The organism is Kamptonema formosum PCC 10802 (genome assembly GCF_000332335.1).
Classification (GTDB): Bacteria; Cyanobacteriota; Cyanobacteriia; order Cyanobacteriales; family Oscillatoriaceae; genus Oscillatoria.
Genome location: NZ_KB235952.1, coordinates 356,145 through 369,980, shown reverse-complemented (window position 1 = coordinate 369,980; position 13,836 = coordinate 356,145). Strand labels below are relative to the sequence as shown.

9 protein-coding genes and 1 pseudogene are annotated in these 13,836 nt (G+C 54.2%); 6 read left to right on the top strand and 4 right to left on the bottom strand.

The genetic code is table 11. From position 1 onward, the window contains the following. Window positions 1-308: 308 nt before the first annotated feature. The gene (locus tag OSC10802_RS0137815; RefSeq protein ID WP_017721962.1) at window positions 309-1,934 is read right to left on the bottom strand and encodes an outer membrane protein assembly factor BamB family protein; all 1,626 of its coding nucleotides are present in this window, start codon (window positions 1,932-1,934) and stop codon (window positions 309-311) included. A gap of 241 nt (window positions 1,935-2,175) precedes the next feature. Continuing rightward, window positions 2,176-3,555, bottom strand: a complete 1,380-nt coding sequence (locus OSC10802_RS0137805; RefSeq protein WP_017721960.1) for a UDP-N-acetylmuramoyl-tripeptide--D-alanyl-D-alanine ligase — start codon at window positions 3,553-3,555, stop codon at window positions 2,176-2,178. Between the two features lie 885 nt (window positions 3,556-4,440). Between OSC10802_RS0137805 and OSC10802_RS0137800 the strand changes: the two genes are divergently transcribed. The 5 genes from OSC10802_RS0137800 to OSC10802_RS0137775 all read left to right on the top strand — a co-directional run bounded on the left by OSC10802_RS0137800 (window position 4,441) and on the right by OSC10802_RS0137775 (window position 10,182). Continuing rightward, the gene (locus OSC10802_RS0137800; RefSeq protein ID WP_017721959.1) at window positions 4,441-5,727 is read left to right on the top strand and encodes a Sll1247 family protein; all 1,287 of its coding nucleotides are present in this window, start codon (window positions 4,441-4,443) and stop codon (window positions 5,725-5,727) included. 121 nt (window positions 5,728-5,848) lie between these two features. Beyond that, on the top strand, window positions 5,849-6,037 hold the full coding sequence (locus OSC10802_RS43690; RefSeq protein WP_155969255.1) for a hypothetical protein: 189 nt from the start codon (window positions 5,849-5,851) through the stop codon (window positions 6,035-6,037). Window positions 6,038-6,242: 205 nt separating this feature from the next. Continuing rightward, window positions 6,243-6,422: a 30S ribosomal protein S21 gene (gene rpsU / locus OSC10802_RS0137790; protein ID WP_017721957.1), complete on the top strand. Its 180-nt coding sequence runs from the start codon at window positions 6,243-6,245 to the stop codon at window positions 6,420-6,422. Between the two features lie 498 nt (window positions 6,423-6,920). Further along, window positions 6,921-8,387 carry a GTP-binding protein gene (locus OSC10802_RS0137785; protein WP_369797152.1) on the top strand — a complete coding sequence of 489 codons (1,467 nt, stop codon included), beginning with the start codon at window positions 6,921-6,923 and terminating at the stop codon, window positions 8,385-8,387. Window positions 8,388-9,057: 670 nt separating this feature from the next. Then, window positions 9,058-10,182 carry a mechanosensitive ion channel family protein gene (locus OSC10802_RS0137775; RefSeq protein ID WP_017721954.1) on the top strand — a complete coding sequence of 375 codons (1,125 nt, stop codon included), beginning with the start codon at window positions 9,058-9,060 and terminating at the stop codon, window positions 10,180-10,182. A gap of 407 nt (window positions 10,183-10,589) precedes the next feature. Here OSC10802_RS0137775 and OSC10802_RS0137770 read toward each other — a convergent pair whose 3' ends face one another. Next, complete coding sequence (locus OSC10802_RS0137770) at window positions 10,590-12,266, bottom strand: mechanosensitive ion channel (protein ID WP_026099163.1); 1,677 nt, start codon at window positions 12,264-12,266, stop codon at window positions 10,590-10,592. A gap of 77 nt (window positions 12,267-12,343) precedes the next feature. On the opposite strand from OSC10802_RS0137770, the gene OSC10802_RS0137765 reads away from it, so the two are divergent. Next, window positions 12,344-12,787 carry an SRPBCC family protein gene (locus OSC10802_RS0137765; RefSeq protein ID WP_017721952.1) on the top strand — a complete coding sequence of 148 codons (444 nt, stop codon included), beginning with the start codon at window positions 12,344-12,346 and terminating at the stop codon, window positions 12,785-12,787. A gap of 463 nt (window positions 12,788-13,250) precedes the next feature. Here OSC10802_RS0137765 and OSC10802_RS43680 read toward each other — a convergent pair. Further along, a pseudogene (locus OSC10802_RS43680) lies at window positions 13,251-13,826 on the bottom strand (SirB1 family protein); the annotation flags it as partial. Between the last annotated feature and the right edge of the window lie 10 nt (window positions 13,827-13,836).

Here is a 13,836-nt window from a genome sequence, read left to right as displayed (position 1 = left end):
TACCGCCGCACCTCACGCGCCTGAGTCTCACGCTCATGGGGCCGGCATCCCCAAATCCCGGCATCTCAAATCCCTATCCCAGCGTATACATCCAGCCATCCCTCGCGCAAATTCTCACAATCCCATCCCAAACCACCGGCTTCGATTCAAACCATATCCCCGGCTGGAAGTGTTCGGGCCTCTGCCTCACGCGCATGAGATGAGCGCGCCTCATCCGCGTGAGACTCGCGCTCATGGGGCCGGCACGCCAAACAATCAATCCCCAAATCCCCAAATCCCGGCATCTCAAATCCCGGCATCCCCAATCCCTATCCCAGCGCATACATCCAGCCATCCCTCGCGCAAATTCTCACAATCCCATCCCAAACCACCGGCGTCGATTCAAACGATATCCCCGGCTGGAAGTGTTCGGCTTGCTCTACTGTCAGGCGATAGAACTCTCCCCGAGAATTCATCAGGGCGTTTTTCTCGCCCCGCTTGGCCGGCTCCCAGTAAAGATTGAACAGGTAAACTCCATTATAAGTCGCCGCAATCAGTTTATTGCCGTCGGTGAATACCGGCGTGGAGATTGACCCGCCAATCAGCTTTTTGAAGACAATTAATGGCGTGTCGTACTGTTTGTTCAGCAGCGGTCCCCTCACCTTTTGCCCTGTGACCGTCGTTTGCGAGCCAATGTAGAGGTTTCCGTCTATCGCGCAGGTGGCAAACAAGGGGGGGATTTCGCCGGTGCGGTACTCGTCATTGAGGGCCGCTGAACCGATGACTCCCCCTTGCCAGTCGGCTAACCTGGCATTGCCGGTGGGGAAAAACCACTCCACACTTTCGGACTCTTTTTTGCTGGGATCGAGTTTCAGAATTCCGCCGTTACCTGGAATGTATTGCTTTTCAATGGCGCAAAAGAGTTTCTCGTCTTTGGAGACAGACACGCTTCCGTCCATATCCGAGCCGGTGTAGAAGTCCCAGACGATTTGGCGCTTCTCAATGCTAATCCCGTAGATGTGTCCGGAACCGGCGGCGATGAAAATTCTGTCCCGCAGGCGTGCCGGAGATGACTCCGCAACCAGATTTCCCCCATGTTTTCCGATATCTGCTGTCTCGTAAAGCTTGACCTCTGAGAGAATCTCTGGCTGGACGATTCCCTCTTTTCTCTTGGCGGTGCGGGCGGAGCGATTGATGAAATAGCCGATGCCATTTTCACCGGCATTGAACAAAACCCCCTCCCCCAAATCGATGGGACTGCTGTCGTTGTCCCGGCTGTAGCTGTCGGTTTTTCTAATGTTCAGCTTCCAGAGTTCCTTGCCGGTCCTGAAGGAAATGGCTCTGAAGCTGGGTGCCGGCGCGGGCGATAGCAGGGAGTTCTTGACACCCATCCGGCTTCCCTGTAAAATAACAATCTGGTTCTCCTCACTGGCCGTTGGGTCGATATAAACCGTTGCCGAACCTTTGATGATATCGTCAAACTTATACCGCCAAACGACCTCGTTAGTTTTAATGTCGATTTTGCGCAAGCTGTGGTCGAAGGCACCAATCGTCAGGTAGATTTTTCCCCTGTCTCTGGTGAGAGTGGGCTGTCCAGTCCACCCCGCACCGCTCCAGGTTCGATACCCCCTAAAGGCTGTTATGCCGCTTCCCAGGTTGAATCGGTCGAGGAGCTTCAACCCTTTAGGGGTGCCCCTTCCATAGAAGCGTCTCTGGTCATTTCCCAGAAAAGTCGGCACTAAAAGCTCTGTTTCTGGGGTGAGAGAAGCGAGAAGGTCAGCCATTTTACTGCTGACTGTTTCTGAGAGGTCAGGACTGACTGTGGAATTTCCTCTCAGAGGATTTTCTGGGACTTGAGCTTGCAGTTGTAATTGTTTGAACACTGAGGGAGTTATCGCACCGGCAAGCACCAGCCCGACAGCGCGTTTATTGAAGTTTCTTCGGGTAAAGTTCATAAGCTGGCAGATGGAAAGACTTGATAAGTTGTGAGAGATTGCATTTCGGGACAGACCCATGACTGCAAACAATGCTAAACTTGTTTCCAGGCAGCAGGCCCGATTTGATTCGCGCTTTGGTGCGAGAGTTCAAGAGAGGGGATTGCAGAAAAGATGCGGGAAGTGCGGCTGGGGAAAAAGCCTGTGAGCCTCTGTTCCCAGGCCGGGCCTGGGAACCTGAAATCCCCGCACCTTAAAGGTTCTAAGCTTGGGGGAGAAACTCCGTGCGAAATTGCTCCACAACCCTGTCTAGCCTGACAGCATGCGACGCTTTAAAAAGCAAGCAGTCGCCCGGAAGGACAAACTTTTTCAAACGCTCTACTAAAGCGGCGTGAGCTAGCTCACTGGCAATAACCCTCGTCTCTACGAAAGGGATGCCGGCAGCGCCTTGCGCCATGGCTTGCGCTTCTGCCTCATCCGCAAAAATGAAGAGGGCGTCGAGATTCAGCTGGCGTGCGGTCGCGCCGACGAGCCGGTGGAACTCCACAGACCGGTCGCCGAGCTCCCGCATGGTTCCGAGTACGGCAATCCGGCGTTTGCCAGGGGTTTGCGCCAGCAAGTGCAGCGCCGCCCGCACGGATTCCAAACCGGCATTGTAACTTTCATCCAAAATTACAATATCATTAGGCAGGTCGTAGCGCCGCGCCCGCCCTTCTGGCAGGACCACCGGCAGCCCTGCGGTGAGGGGCTCCCAGCTGACCCCGAGGAGTTTGGCCACTGCCAGGGCGGCTAGGTAGTTACTCGCATTGTGGCGTCCCGCCAGGGGCAGGGGAAGCCTCACCCCCTCGACTTCTAGGGTTTCGCTGTCAGTCAGCTCTCCGCGCAAATCCCCCCCTTCTAAGCCATAGGTGACCGTTTTGCCCTGCCAGACACTGGCGGCGGTTTCCATTAACAGCTTGCTGTCGTGGTTGATCACGGCGATGCTGCAGGGGGGCATTTCGGCGAGCAGCTCGCACTTGGCTCTGGCAATCGCTCCCTCAGAGCCCAGCAAACCGATATGGGCGGTGCCGGCATTGACGATCGCACCAATCGTGGGGCGGGCGATCCTGGCCAGCTCGGCTATCTGGCCCGGGCCGCGCATGGCCATTTCGATAACGGCAAAGTCGTGGGAGCGGGTGAGTTGTAGGAGGGTTTTGGGAACTCCAATTTCGTTATTGTAGTTGAGCTGGGTTTTTAGGACGCTGCCTCGGGTGCCCAAGACTGCCGCGATTAGCTCTTTGGTGGTGGTTTTGCCAAACGAGCCGGTGACGGCAATCACGGGAATTTGGAACTGGCTGCGCCACCAGCTGGCGATGGCTTGGTAAGCTTGCAGGGTGTCTTTGACCACCAGTTGCGGCACCGGCACGGGCAGGTGGCGATCGGTAATGGCGGCGAGCGCCCCTTTCTCGATGGCTGCGGGGACAAATTCATGGCCGTCAAAGTTTTCCCCCCGCAGGGCCACAAACACCTCGCCGGTCTTGAGGCTGCGGGTGTCTGTGGTTATACCGGCTGCCGGTGTGTCGGGTGCGACATCCTGCTCTTCAGCGTGCGTGGCCTCGATAATTTCGCTCAGCTGGGCTAAGGTGACACGAAAGGTGGTCATGGGGGATGGGTGGGATTTGAGATTTCAGATTTTAGATTAATGCAAAATCCAAAATCTAAAATTCTATTTCAGTGTCGTTTTGGGGATTTTCTGTCTCGCCTCCAGCGCCTGATGGGCATTGGCAGGCGTGGCTGGCGACACCCAATACCCGCTTTTTCTTTACCACGCTCTGGCCTCTGGAGTCAAGCCCCGGCGAGTGTATTTGCCACAGAGGAACCCTGACAGCGCGGTTTACGAAATTTTTACAGAAAATCCTTAGTTCCCTGGCGGATCTTTACGGTTTCTTTATTTACGGGCAGCCGGGGGTTGTGTAAAGTGTAATTAGCAACCGGACTGATTGTTGGCTGACAGCCGGCAACAGCGGCCTCTACTGCCAGAGGAACAGACTCGATCCATCGAGTTCAGGCCCGGTGGGGGAGGTGGCCGGTGCGGCAGGTGAAGGACTTCTGGAACACAGCAGGCCGGCTCCTTGGAAATGATGCACAGATCAGACGGCAGCGGCTGAGAGCTCATCAGGCAGTGAGGGGCCCGCATACGGTCGGGTGAGGGGACAGAAGCCTTTGGGAGGCAGGGCGTGCTTGACATCTGTCTGGGCTCCCTGAAGGGCCGAACCCTCGCCTGGGGCTCTCACAGGACAGGTCAGCCGGCAAGCGTAAAAACGCGACAGTTCGCGGAGTCCCTTTAAGATTCAGCGGGGAACTCGTGAGTTTTCGGATGCGTCCTTGGGGTGAAGACCGTTAAACTATTGATACTTATTTATTTAAAAGTCAGCACAGCGGTTTGTAAGCGTCTGCTGCTGGGTCGCTCAGAAGAAAATAAAAACTGAGTTCAACAGAAGTGGCGGTCGCAAGAGACCGGATACCAGAGCGGAGGTGCTAAGACCAGATGGATACTTTGACAGATCATTCTCAGAGCAGCAGGAAAGACAGTTATGATGAGCAGTTAATTTACAATTACCTGCTTTACTGGGTGGAACAAGAGTCGCCGTCACAGCTGATTGAGCGCTTCCGAAACTTGTTTATAGACAGTTGGGGGTATCGCGAGCCAGAAGTGGCAAGAGCTCTGGAACACCTGGCGGCATCGAAGCAGGCGGAACAAGAATTTAAGTTTGTTCTGAATCGCTGCTGCCACATTCTAATCAACCGCTGGCAAATGCTTCCGCAGACGCAAGGGAGCATTGCTGAGCTGATCGAGCTGTTTGACGGGTGCCGCACAACTTCTGGGGCTTACTCCAGGCACCACAAAGGAGCCCGCTGGCAGGAACTGGTGAGCCAGTTCGCCCAGAGCGAGCAGTACCTGACGCTGCGGCGCTTGGCGCAAGTGATGAGCCAAACCCCAGAGGCCAGCAGCAGCCAGGAAACTAGACCTCTGGGCACTTTGATCCGGCGGTATCCTTATTTATACGAGCATTGCTTGCTGGCTGAGGGCAGCACTTACGAACACCAGCAAACGGTCCGGCTTCTGCAAGCCCAGCGGCAAAAACAATTTGAGAGCAAGCTGTCACAGTATGTGACTTATCAGGTGCGCAAGGCGCAGCAGGCGCGCAAAGGGCTCGCACCGGCTGCCGGGCGGATTGTCCTGCCGGTGGAGAATCCCACCCTCCTCAGCGATCGGGAACTGTACGCATCTCTGAAACAATTTGTGGGGAAAGTTGAGGGGTCTTATACTTATCGGGACTTGGCTCACAGCTTTCTCACCCACACCAGCCAAACTCGCACCTACGGCACGTTTAAAAAGGAATTGTACGAATATCTGATTTCCTCAATAGACCCCGCATACGGCAAGCGTCAATTTAACGACCGCCTGTACAAGCAGCTGCAAAACACTCTTCCCCAGAGCGATTCTCAGAAGTTCAGCGATTTCCTGCTGGTGAGAACTTGCAGCCAGTTGCTGAATTTTTTAGTGGTGGAAAGCCCGCAGCGACCTAATCACTTTGTCTTGATTGACCTGATTTCCAATGTCGGGCCCGCTATCACCACCGGCTTGCTCCTGAAAATTGTCCTCCTCTGCCGCAAAGTTAAGCCCTATCTGGAACGGCGATTTTCCATTTTGTTTAACCACTACGAGTCTTCTACCCGAGACGCCGTGCACTGGTTGGTTAAAGGTCTGGAAAATGTCAATCTGGCTTTGAGCACTAACTTCGGTGCCGTTGACCTGTCTTTTATACGGTAGAATAATTTACGCAAATTTACGGGTGAATTAAGATTTTTTACCGCCAAGACGAGCCTGTGCGCCAAGAAAGAGAGGCAATATTTGAGAAGAGATTAAGCGGAAGGGGCGGGGCCCGGGGCAAGTGGCCGCAGGGGCAAAAAAAGCGCCGGCACGGCTGCCGGTGCGGGGAAGTGTGCCGGGGGAAGTGTGCCGGCTGTGCCGGCTGCAAACTGGCCAAAGCCCCGTGCGGGCTCCGAAAAGAAAGTGGCTGCGCCGGCAAATCCTTTCGCACCGGCTATTAAAATGGTTTTCAGGAGACGCTTTCAGCTGAGCTGGGGACTGGGGAGGGCCCAACGGCAAAAGACAAGTCTGAGATTGTTTCTCAGATATTTAGCGCCCGGCAGCGGTGCGGCGGTGCCGTCCAGTTGGGCGCAACCCGTGGCGCTCCCACTCGCCCGCACTCCCCCGCCCAGAAAAGCTGGCAGCGCCAGATAAGCAACTCAATTCCTTTTAGCAGTAAAGGTCAAGGAGAAACAATGACCCAAGTGGTTATCGGCGAAAACGAAAACATTGAATCGGCTCTGCGCCGGTTTAAACGTCAAGTTTCCCGTTCGGGAATCTTAGCAGATGTCAAGAGTCGCCGGCACTTTGAAACGCCGCTGGAAAAGCGCAAACGGAAGGCAAGTACGGCTCGGGGCAAGAGAGGTATGTCTTAAGAATATCTGTTACTTCAGCGGCTTGACGAATTCAGCTCGCTCAACCAGACAGCAACGAGCATTTATTTAAGAGTTAGTTAAGGCGGACTTAGGCGGATCTCGAAGTCCGCCTGTGCTTTGGAATTTGGCGTGGGGCACCGGGCATGGGGCATCGGGTTAACGTTGGCTCAGCCCCCAACCCCTAAACCCTAACCTGAGGTGTTAGGTTTTAGGTGTTAGGTGTTGGGTCTATTATCTAGCCCATAACGTTATGGGCTGGGTTTTAGGTTTTAGGTGTTCGGTGATATGTCTAACCCCTAACCCCTCAACCCTAACCTCTCAACCCTAACCCCTCAACCCTAACCTCTCAACCCTAACCTCTCAACCCTCACCCCTCAACCCTAACCCCTAACCCCTCAACCCCTAACCCCTAACCCCTAACCCCTAGTTTTGTCATCTTCTTTGCCTGAGTTTGAATTCTCACCCGACGCACAGCGTCAGAACGCGCCGGCTCCCGACCTGGCCCAGGAGCTGGACAGCGCCATTTTCAGCTTTACAGACATTCAGGCGGAACTGAACTACAAGCAGGCAAAAGACTCCCTGCGCGATTTGGTGGCTTCCCTGGACCTCACCCCGGAAGAGCGCGCCGGTCTGGAAGAGGAAATTGGCGGACTGTCCGCGATGCTGGACAAGCTGGAGCGCGATTGCGTGCAAATAGCTGTCTTTGGCATGGTGGGGCGGGGCAAATCCTCGGTGCTCAACGCCCTGCTGGGACAGCAGGTGTTTGAAACCGGCCCCCTGCACGGCGTCACCCGCACGGCGCAAACCCGTCAGTGGCAGCTTGACAGCGCTCTGGGAGGGGAATCCCCAACTGCCGGTGGCGAGCAGAATTCCCCGATTTCCTACCGGCTGTCCCAGCTGGAGGTGATTGACACTCCCGGCATCGACGAGGTGGATGGCCAGACGCGGGAAGCCTTGGCCCGTGAGGTGGCTGCCCGGGCGGACCTGATTTTGTTTGTGATTGCCGGCGACATCACCAAAGTCGAATACGAAGCCCTCTCCCAGTTGCGGGAAGTCGGCAAACCCATGCTGCTGGTGCTCAACAAGATTGACCAGTATCCCGATGCCGACCGCATGGCCATTTATCAGAAAATCCGCGACGAGCGGGTGCGGGAGTTGCTCTCCCCCGATGAAATTGTTATGGCCGCTGCGATGCCGGTGGTGGCCACAGCCGTGCGGCGTCCCGACGGCAGCCGGGGCGTCCAGCTCAGCCGGGGGAAGCCGCAAGTCGAGGATTTAAAGCTGAAAATTATCGAAATTTTAGACCGGGAGGGGAAATCTCTGGTGGCGATTAACACCCTGCTGTATGCCGGTGAGGTGAACGAGCAACTGGTGGGGCGGAAAATGGCCATCCGGGATGCCGGTGCTAACAAGATTATCTGGAATGCCGCGCTGACGAAAGCTTTCGCCATCGCCCTCAACCCCGTCACCGTGCTGGACATTCTCAGCAGCGCCGCAATTGACGTGGCGATGATATTGACATTATCCAAACTTTATGGTATAGAGATGAGCCAGCAGGGAGCGGTGGGGCTGCTGCAAAAAATCGCCCTGACGATGGGGGGTATCAGCGCCAGCGAACTGCTGGCAAATTTGGGGCTGTCCTCGCTGAAAGGGCTGCTGGGGCTGGCCACACCGGCAACCGGCGGGGCGGCGCTGGCCCCCTACCTGTCCGTGGCCATCACCCAAGCCGGTGTGGCCGGTGTCTCCTCTTACGGCATTGGCCAAGTCACCAAAGCCTACCTGGCCAATGGCGCGTCCTGGGGTGCCGATGGCCCGAAAGCTGTGGTCAGCCGGATTCTGGCGACTCTGGATGAGACTTCGATTCTCAGTCGCATCCGGGACGAGCTGCGGGAAAGGCTAACAGGAGTGCGGGGGAGTTCGGGGAGGAAGGGAGTTGAGGCAGAGAGGGAAGATTTCAATATTTAACTCAAGTTGCTACCTACAAGTCATTGCATCCAGATCCCCCCTTGCCCCCCCTTAAAAAGGGGGGCTTTGAGATTGTCCCCCCCCTTTTGTAGTGCCGGTGGCACCTTGCCCGCCCCGGTGAGGGGGGGATCTCGCCTGACTCACTTGTAAGCCGCAACTTGGGTTATTTAGTTATGAGATTGGGCATAGGGAAGTGGACGATGGGGCTTCGAGCGCTCCAGCATTTATACTTATCAAAAGTTGAAACCTTGACTGGGAAAGGAATCCATAATTTAGATGAGTTGGCCATGGACGGAGCGAATGGGCGCAGCAGGGCCGAGAAGCCTTAAAAAGCTGTCTAAAAAAAAACGCTGACAGAGTATTGACGATTTTGTATGCCCCTGCTAGTCTTGAACATGTCAGGGTTTGAAGGAAAATTTTAAACACCTGGTGGGGTTGACGAGGCAAAAGCTCCCTGCTCTGGCCTGTCAAGTGGAAACCGCCAGCACCCCACTTTAAAGAGACGGGGCGTCATGCCTCTGACCTTTAGGTGGCTGACCAGCTGAAGTCCCAGAAATGGGCAAAAAACATGAGGATAAGGTGTGCCTGTAATTTCATCTGACGTTGAGTGGGGTGATTCTTTACAGTACACGATGGTTGTATCTACCACAGACAAGGAAACAAACTAATCATGGAACAATTTTTGGAGACGCTAAAAAATTTCAATATCGATTTTTCAGGCATCCCGATTGGCAAAATTCTGATTACCTTTATCATTCTGACGGTAACACAGGTATTTAGGCGATTTTTTGCTGAAGTAATTATTAAACGTATTGAGTCTTTCACTAGCAAAACGAATAGTGAACTTGACGATCAGTTGCTTAAAATTGTCAAGCCATCCTTAAGCTGGATATTTCTGATTGCTGGACTGTGGATAGTTAAGGAGATATGGGCAGACAATATAGGGATGCAATTAAGTGAAACAATCAGTAAGGTTCTGAACTTAATTGTGATTTTGATTGTGGCTTATGTTGTTTATGGCTGTTCTTCCATCTTGGGGCAGATAATTGCTAACATCGTGTTGAGCACTGAAACAGAACTAGATGAGTTACTCAGACCCTTGATCCCGAAGATTTTTCAATCGGCAGCAATTATATTACTGACGATTAAAATCGGTGAGATATTTTTAGGGCAATCAGCAGCAGCACTCGTTGGTTTATTAGGTGGTGCAGGTATAACTTTAGGGTTGCTGTTCAAGGATATTCTTTATGACTGGTTCTGCACTATCATTATATATTCAGATGGCCTTTATAAAGAAGGTGATTGGGTGGGAGTGTCAGGATTAGAAGGGTTTGTTCAAATCATAAAAATCGGATTCAGAACCACAACGCTTCACATTGTTAAGTGGGGATCTATTATCAAAATGCCCAACTCAAGAATGATTTCAGGAATTGTAGAGAATTGGTCACAAAATCCTGGAGATGAGTTGAAGTGGGGGATAAATTTAATTCTCAAAATAGACGGAATTTCAGCAGAGAAAACGGCTAAGATTTGCTCGGCTATTGAAGAAATGCCAAAATCTATTACAGGGTTTTCGCCCTCTTGTATAGTTCGGTTCAAAAAAATTGAACAAAATGCCCGTGTCATTGATATTGTGGCGTTTGTTAATGATGATAATCTCTACTTTGAGGCGGAGAAAAATTTGAATTTAAGAATCTTAAAGCTCCTAGAACAAGAGGGTATTGATTCTCTGTATGTGGAGCTCCGAACAGAGCCGGAAAAATATAAACAGAGGCGACAAGTAAGCAACAATTAAAATTCTGGCGTGTTCGGCGTAGCCTATTCTGGGGATGAACCGGGAACCCCAACACCCTCCCGTCCCTTGTAGCAGTGCCGGCAGGGCGAAAAGCTCTTGAATCGAGCGTCGGCGGCGCAGCATAGTGGCACAAAAGCCGTTGTAGGGGCCGGTTGAGCCCACATCTCCACCGGCTGCTTTGCCGATTACTCAACCCGCCCTTAAACCCCACAGCAACAATTGCCGGGGCGCGTGAGGGCGGGAGGAGAGGCGAGAAACTTAGCAAGACTGTAATGCCGGTCGAGCAATCTGAGAAACCGAGTTTTTAGGTCAGAGAAACCCGGTTTTTCCCCTTGACTGTTAATAAACAACCGGCACTCTACAAGATTCCAGGGCGTGCAAAATTCTCCCACTCTCCCGGGAAGCCGTTACTCCCGTTCCTTGAACGAAGACAGCCACTCGCGCATCTGGGTGGCGGCGAGATCCCGACCGCCTAACCCAAAGGCAATGGCAATAGCTACGGCAATCGCGCCGAACAGCAGCCCAAAGGCTAAATTCACAATGTCACCGGCAATCCCCATCTGTTCGAGAGCCATTGCAGACACGAGGATGATGATGGCAATGCGAGCCGCCTGAGCCAGTATCCCCGCTTGGCGAGAGCCAGAGGAGGAAATCAGGTTGAAGGCGAGGTTAGCAAAGTACAGCCCGAGGGCAAAAACCACTAACCCAGCCAGAACGCGCCCAGCGATCACCACTAAGCCGGCGACAATTGCTGTCAGCGCCTCAATGTTTAAAATATTGATGGCGGCTACTGTGGCGAGCAGCAGGATGCCGACTTGCACCACAATCCCAGCTATTTCTGAAGGCGTCCGCGCCGGCACCACAGGGGGCTGAATGACGGTGGCGGGATCGTCCGCAAGGGGCGGGGCGACCGGCTGGCGGCGAGCAGACGGTGCCGGTTGCAATCCCAGCCAGTAGAAGATGTTATTGAAGCCAAAGCCGGTCAGGATATTGGTCACCAGATCCGCTACAAAGCGCCCGATAAAGTAAGCGATCGCCAGAATCAGCCCTGCAGTAAAAATTTGCGGGATGGCGTTGAGCATCTGCGTCAGCATGACCACTGCCGGCGCAGAGATGGCTTCAATTTCCAGGGCGTTGAGAGCGGCGATGGCGGTCGGGATTAAGATCAGAATGTAAACAATTGTGCCGCCAATCCAGGACAGGGACTGTCCGCCGGCAGTCTGGTTTACGCCCAGTTGCGCTCCCAGCCGGTCGGTGCCGGTGGCTGCTAGCAGGTTCGTCACCAGCCGGCGCACCACTTGCGCCAGCAACCAGCCGGTGCCGCCAATGATGATCGCTTTGAGAATCTTGGGCAGCGCTGCCAGAATTTGATTGAGCAGGTTCTGAATCGGTTCGAGCGCCTGCTGCAGCCCCAGGGTGTCCAGAACTGGTGCCAGAAACAGCAGCAAGATGAACCAGTACAGGGCGTTGGCCAGGGTTTCGCTCAGCAGCAGGGGGGTTTGTGCGGGAGCCGCGCCCACTTGCTGGTTCAAGCGCTCGTCCAAACCCAGTCTCCGCAACCCCTGGGACACCACTATCTTGGCGACAGTGGCTATAGCCCAGGCTACGCCCAGCAAAATCAGCGCTGCGGCTAATTTGGGCAAGAAGCCGGTGACTTGGTTGAGAAATGTGTTCAGGGGTACGGAAACCGCCTGCAGCTTCAGCTGGTCGAAAAAGGCAACCAGCACGAAGATCATCACGATCCAGAAAACGGCACTGGCAACCCATTTCTCCACCGGCGGCGCTTGCGCCCCCGCTGCGGGGCGACCGGTGATCCAAGCGGCGAGCCGGTTGTCGATGTCCGTGCGCTTGAGCAACCCCCCGATGATGGCGGCTGCAACGATTGCCACTATCCAGCCAATCACCAGGATGGCAATGGCAGTGACGAGATTGAGCAGCACGGATGGGCCAATTGTGCCGAGTGAGCGGCTAAATTCCACCAGCCAGGTATTCCAAGGCTGAGAGGCTGCCGGCACTTTCTGGGCCAGCACTCCGCCCGCTAGCACGGGGATCGTTTGTATGCTACTTTCCCACGGTATATTCATGGTTCTCTCAGGGTAAAGTCAGTTTCACAGCCAAAAATCCGAAAATGGTGATAATACGCCTATAGCTTGCAGTTATAATGTCAATAAGTCAAGTTTTCGAGCAAACAATTCAAATTAATGCTAGCGCCACTGTGGTGGAGCGCTGTATCGCAGATCGCGCTTTGATGCACCGGTGGCTGAATCCAGCGCTGCGCTGCGAGCCGGTGGGGGAGTGGAGTACGGATGTTGGGGCGCAGAGCCGGTTTGCGATCCAGATTCCGCTGTTGCAGCCGGCTCTGCACAGTGTGGTGGTGGAGCGAGAGCCAGGGCTTATTGTGTGGCAGTTCGAGGGATTTTTCACCGGGCGCGACCGCTGGGAGTGCCAGCCGGCGGGCAAAGGAACGCAACTGCTCAACCGCTTTGAGTTCGAGATTCCCAATCCCCTGATCCGGTTTGGCTTCAATCGCTTTGCCTCTACCTGGACGCAGGAAGACATGCGGGCCCAACTGCGCCGGCTCAAGCGCGTGGCTGAGGAACTATAGCAGTATTCACTTAGATTAGGACATTAATGGCATGGGGCATGGCGCATGGGGCATGGCGCATGGGGCATGGCGCATGGGGAAGACTCACAGATGCACGCTCAATACGATGGTGCGATGATGTCATGCATGCGTGATGCCATGCATGCGTGATGCCCGATGCCCATGTCCTAAACTAACTGTTTATTGCTATGGGGGTTGGGGGTTAGGGGTCAGGGGTTGGGAGAAAAGCTGGCAAGCTGTTATGCTTTTAATCGGCTTGTTATAGAGAGGGTAAAATAATCCCGAGCTGCATTAATAGGGGCATCATGGCAACTGTGGCTAAAGCAGATAGCGCAAATTAAATGCGCAGCATCTTAAGGGGCCCAATCAAACCATCCCAATCCCCTATCTCCTATCTCCAATCCAAAATCCAAAATCCAAAATCCAAAATCCAAAATCCAAAATCTCTACGCCCATAGCCCAATCACCGCTGGATGTCAGAGCGCAGGCGCGCGACTAATTGGCGGATGTCACCGGCATCCTCGGCCTCCGGCACCTGGGCCAAATACGCCTCCAGATCGTCGATGGCTTCTTGCGCGTAGCCCAGATGGTCGTGGAGGATGCCCCGATCCCGCAATTCAGTGAGGCTATCGGGAAACAGCAGCAGAATCCGGTCTACCACTTCCAGAGCTCTGGGGGCGTCGGTCTGGGTGATATAGATTAATTTAAGATTGCTGAGCATGCGCTCCAAGAACTGCCGGGGGCTGACAGGTTCGAGAAATTCGGGCAGCAGGGGGACCGGATGGCCATATATTTCCCAGAGGAGTTCTTTGCAATCCTCTGGAAAGAGGATTTCACCGGCATTGAAGGCGTCAACCCAGATGCCAGCATCTTCAAAGTCGGGACGGATCAGGAAATGTCCGGGCATGCCTACGCCTACCATTGGGAAATCGATGCGCCGCGCTATTTCTAGGTAGACGAGGGACAGGGTGATGGGGATGCCGGTGCGCCGGTCCATCACCTGGTTGAGGAAGCTGTTGCGGGGATCGTAGTAATCAGCGTTGAGCCAC

Coding starts and splice junctions, on each gene's coding strand:
- OSC10802_RS0137815 (WP_017721962.1), bottom strand. CDS start 1,934: ATGAACTTTACCCGAAGAAACTTCAATAAACGCGCTGTCGGGCTGGTG.
- OSC10802_RS0137805 (WP_017721960.1), bottom strand. CDS start 3,555: ATGACCACCTTTCGTGTCACCTTAGCCCAGCTGAGCGAAATTATCGAG.
- OSC10802_RS0137800 (WP_017721959.1), top strand. CDS start 4,441: ATGGATACTTTGACAGATCATTCTCAGAGCAGCAGGAAAGACAGTTAT.
- rpsU (WP_017721957.1), top strand. CDS start 6,243: ATGACCCAAGTGGTTATCGGCGAAAACGAAAACATTGAATCGGCTCTG.
- OSC10802_RS0137775 (WP_017721954.1), top strand. CDS start 9,058: ATGGAACAATTTTTGGAGACGCTAAAAAATTTCAATATCGATTTTTCA.
- OSC10802_RS0137770 (WP_026099163.1), bottom strand. CDS start 12,266: ATGAATATACCGTGGGAAAGTAGCATACAAACGATCCCCGTGCTAGCG.
- OSC10802_RS0137765 (WP_017721952.1), top strand. CDS start 12,344: ATGTCAATAAGTCAAGTTTTCGAGCAAACAATTCAAATTAATGCTAGC.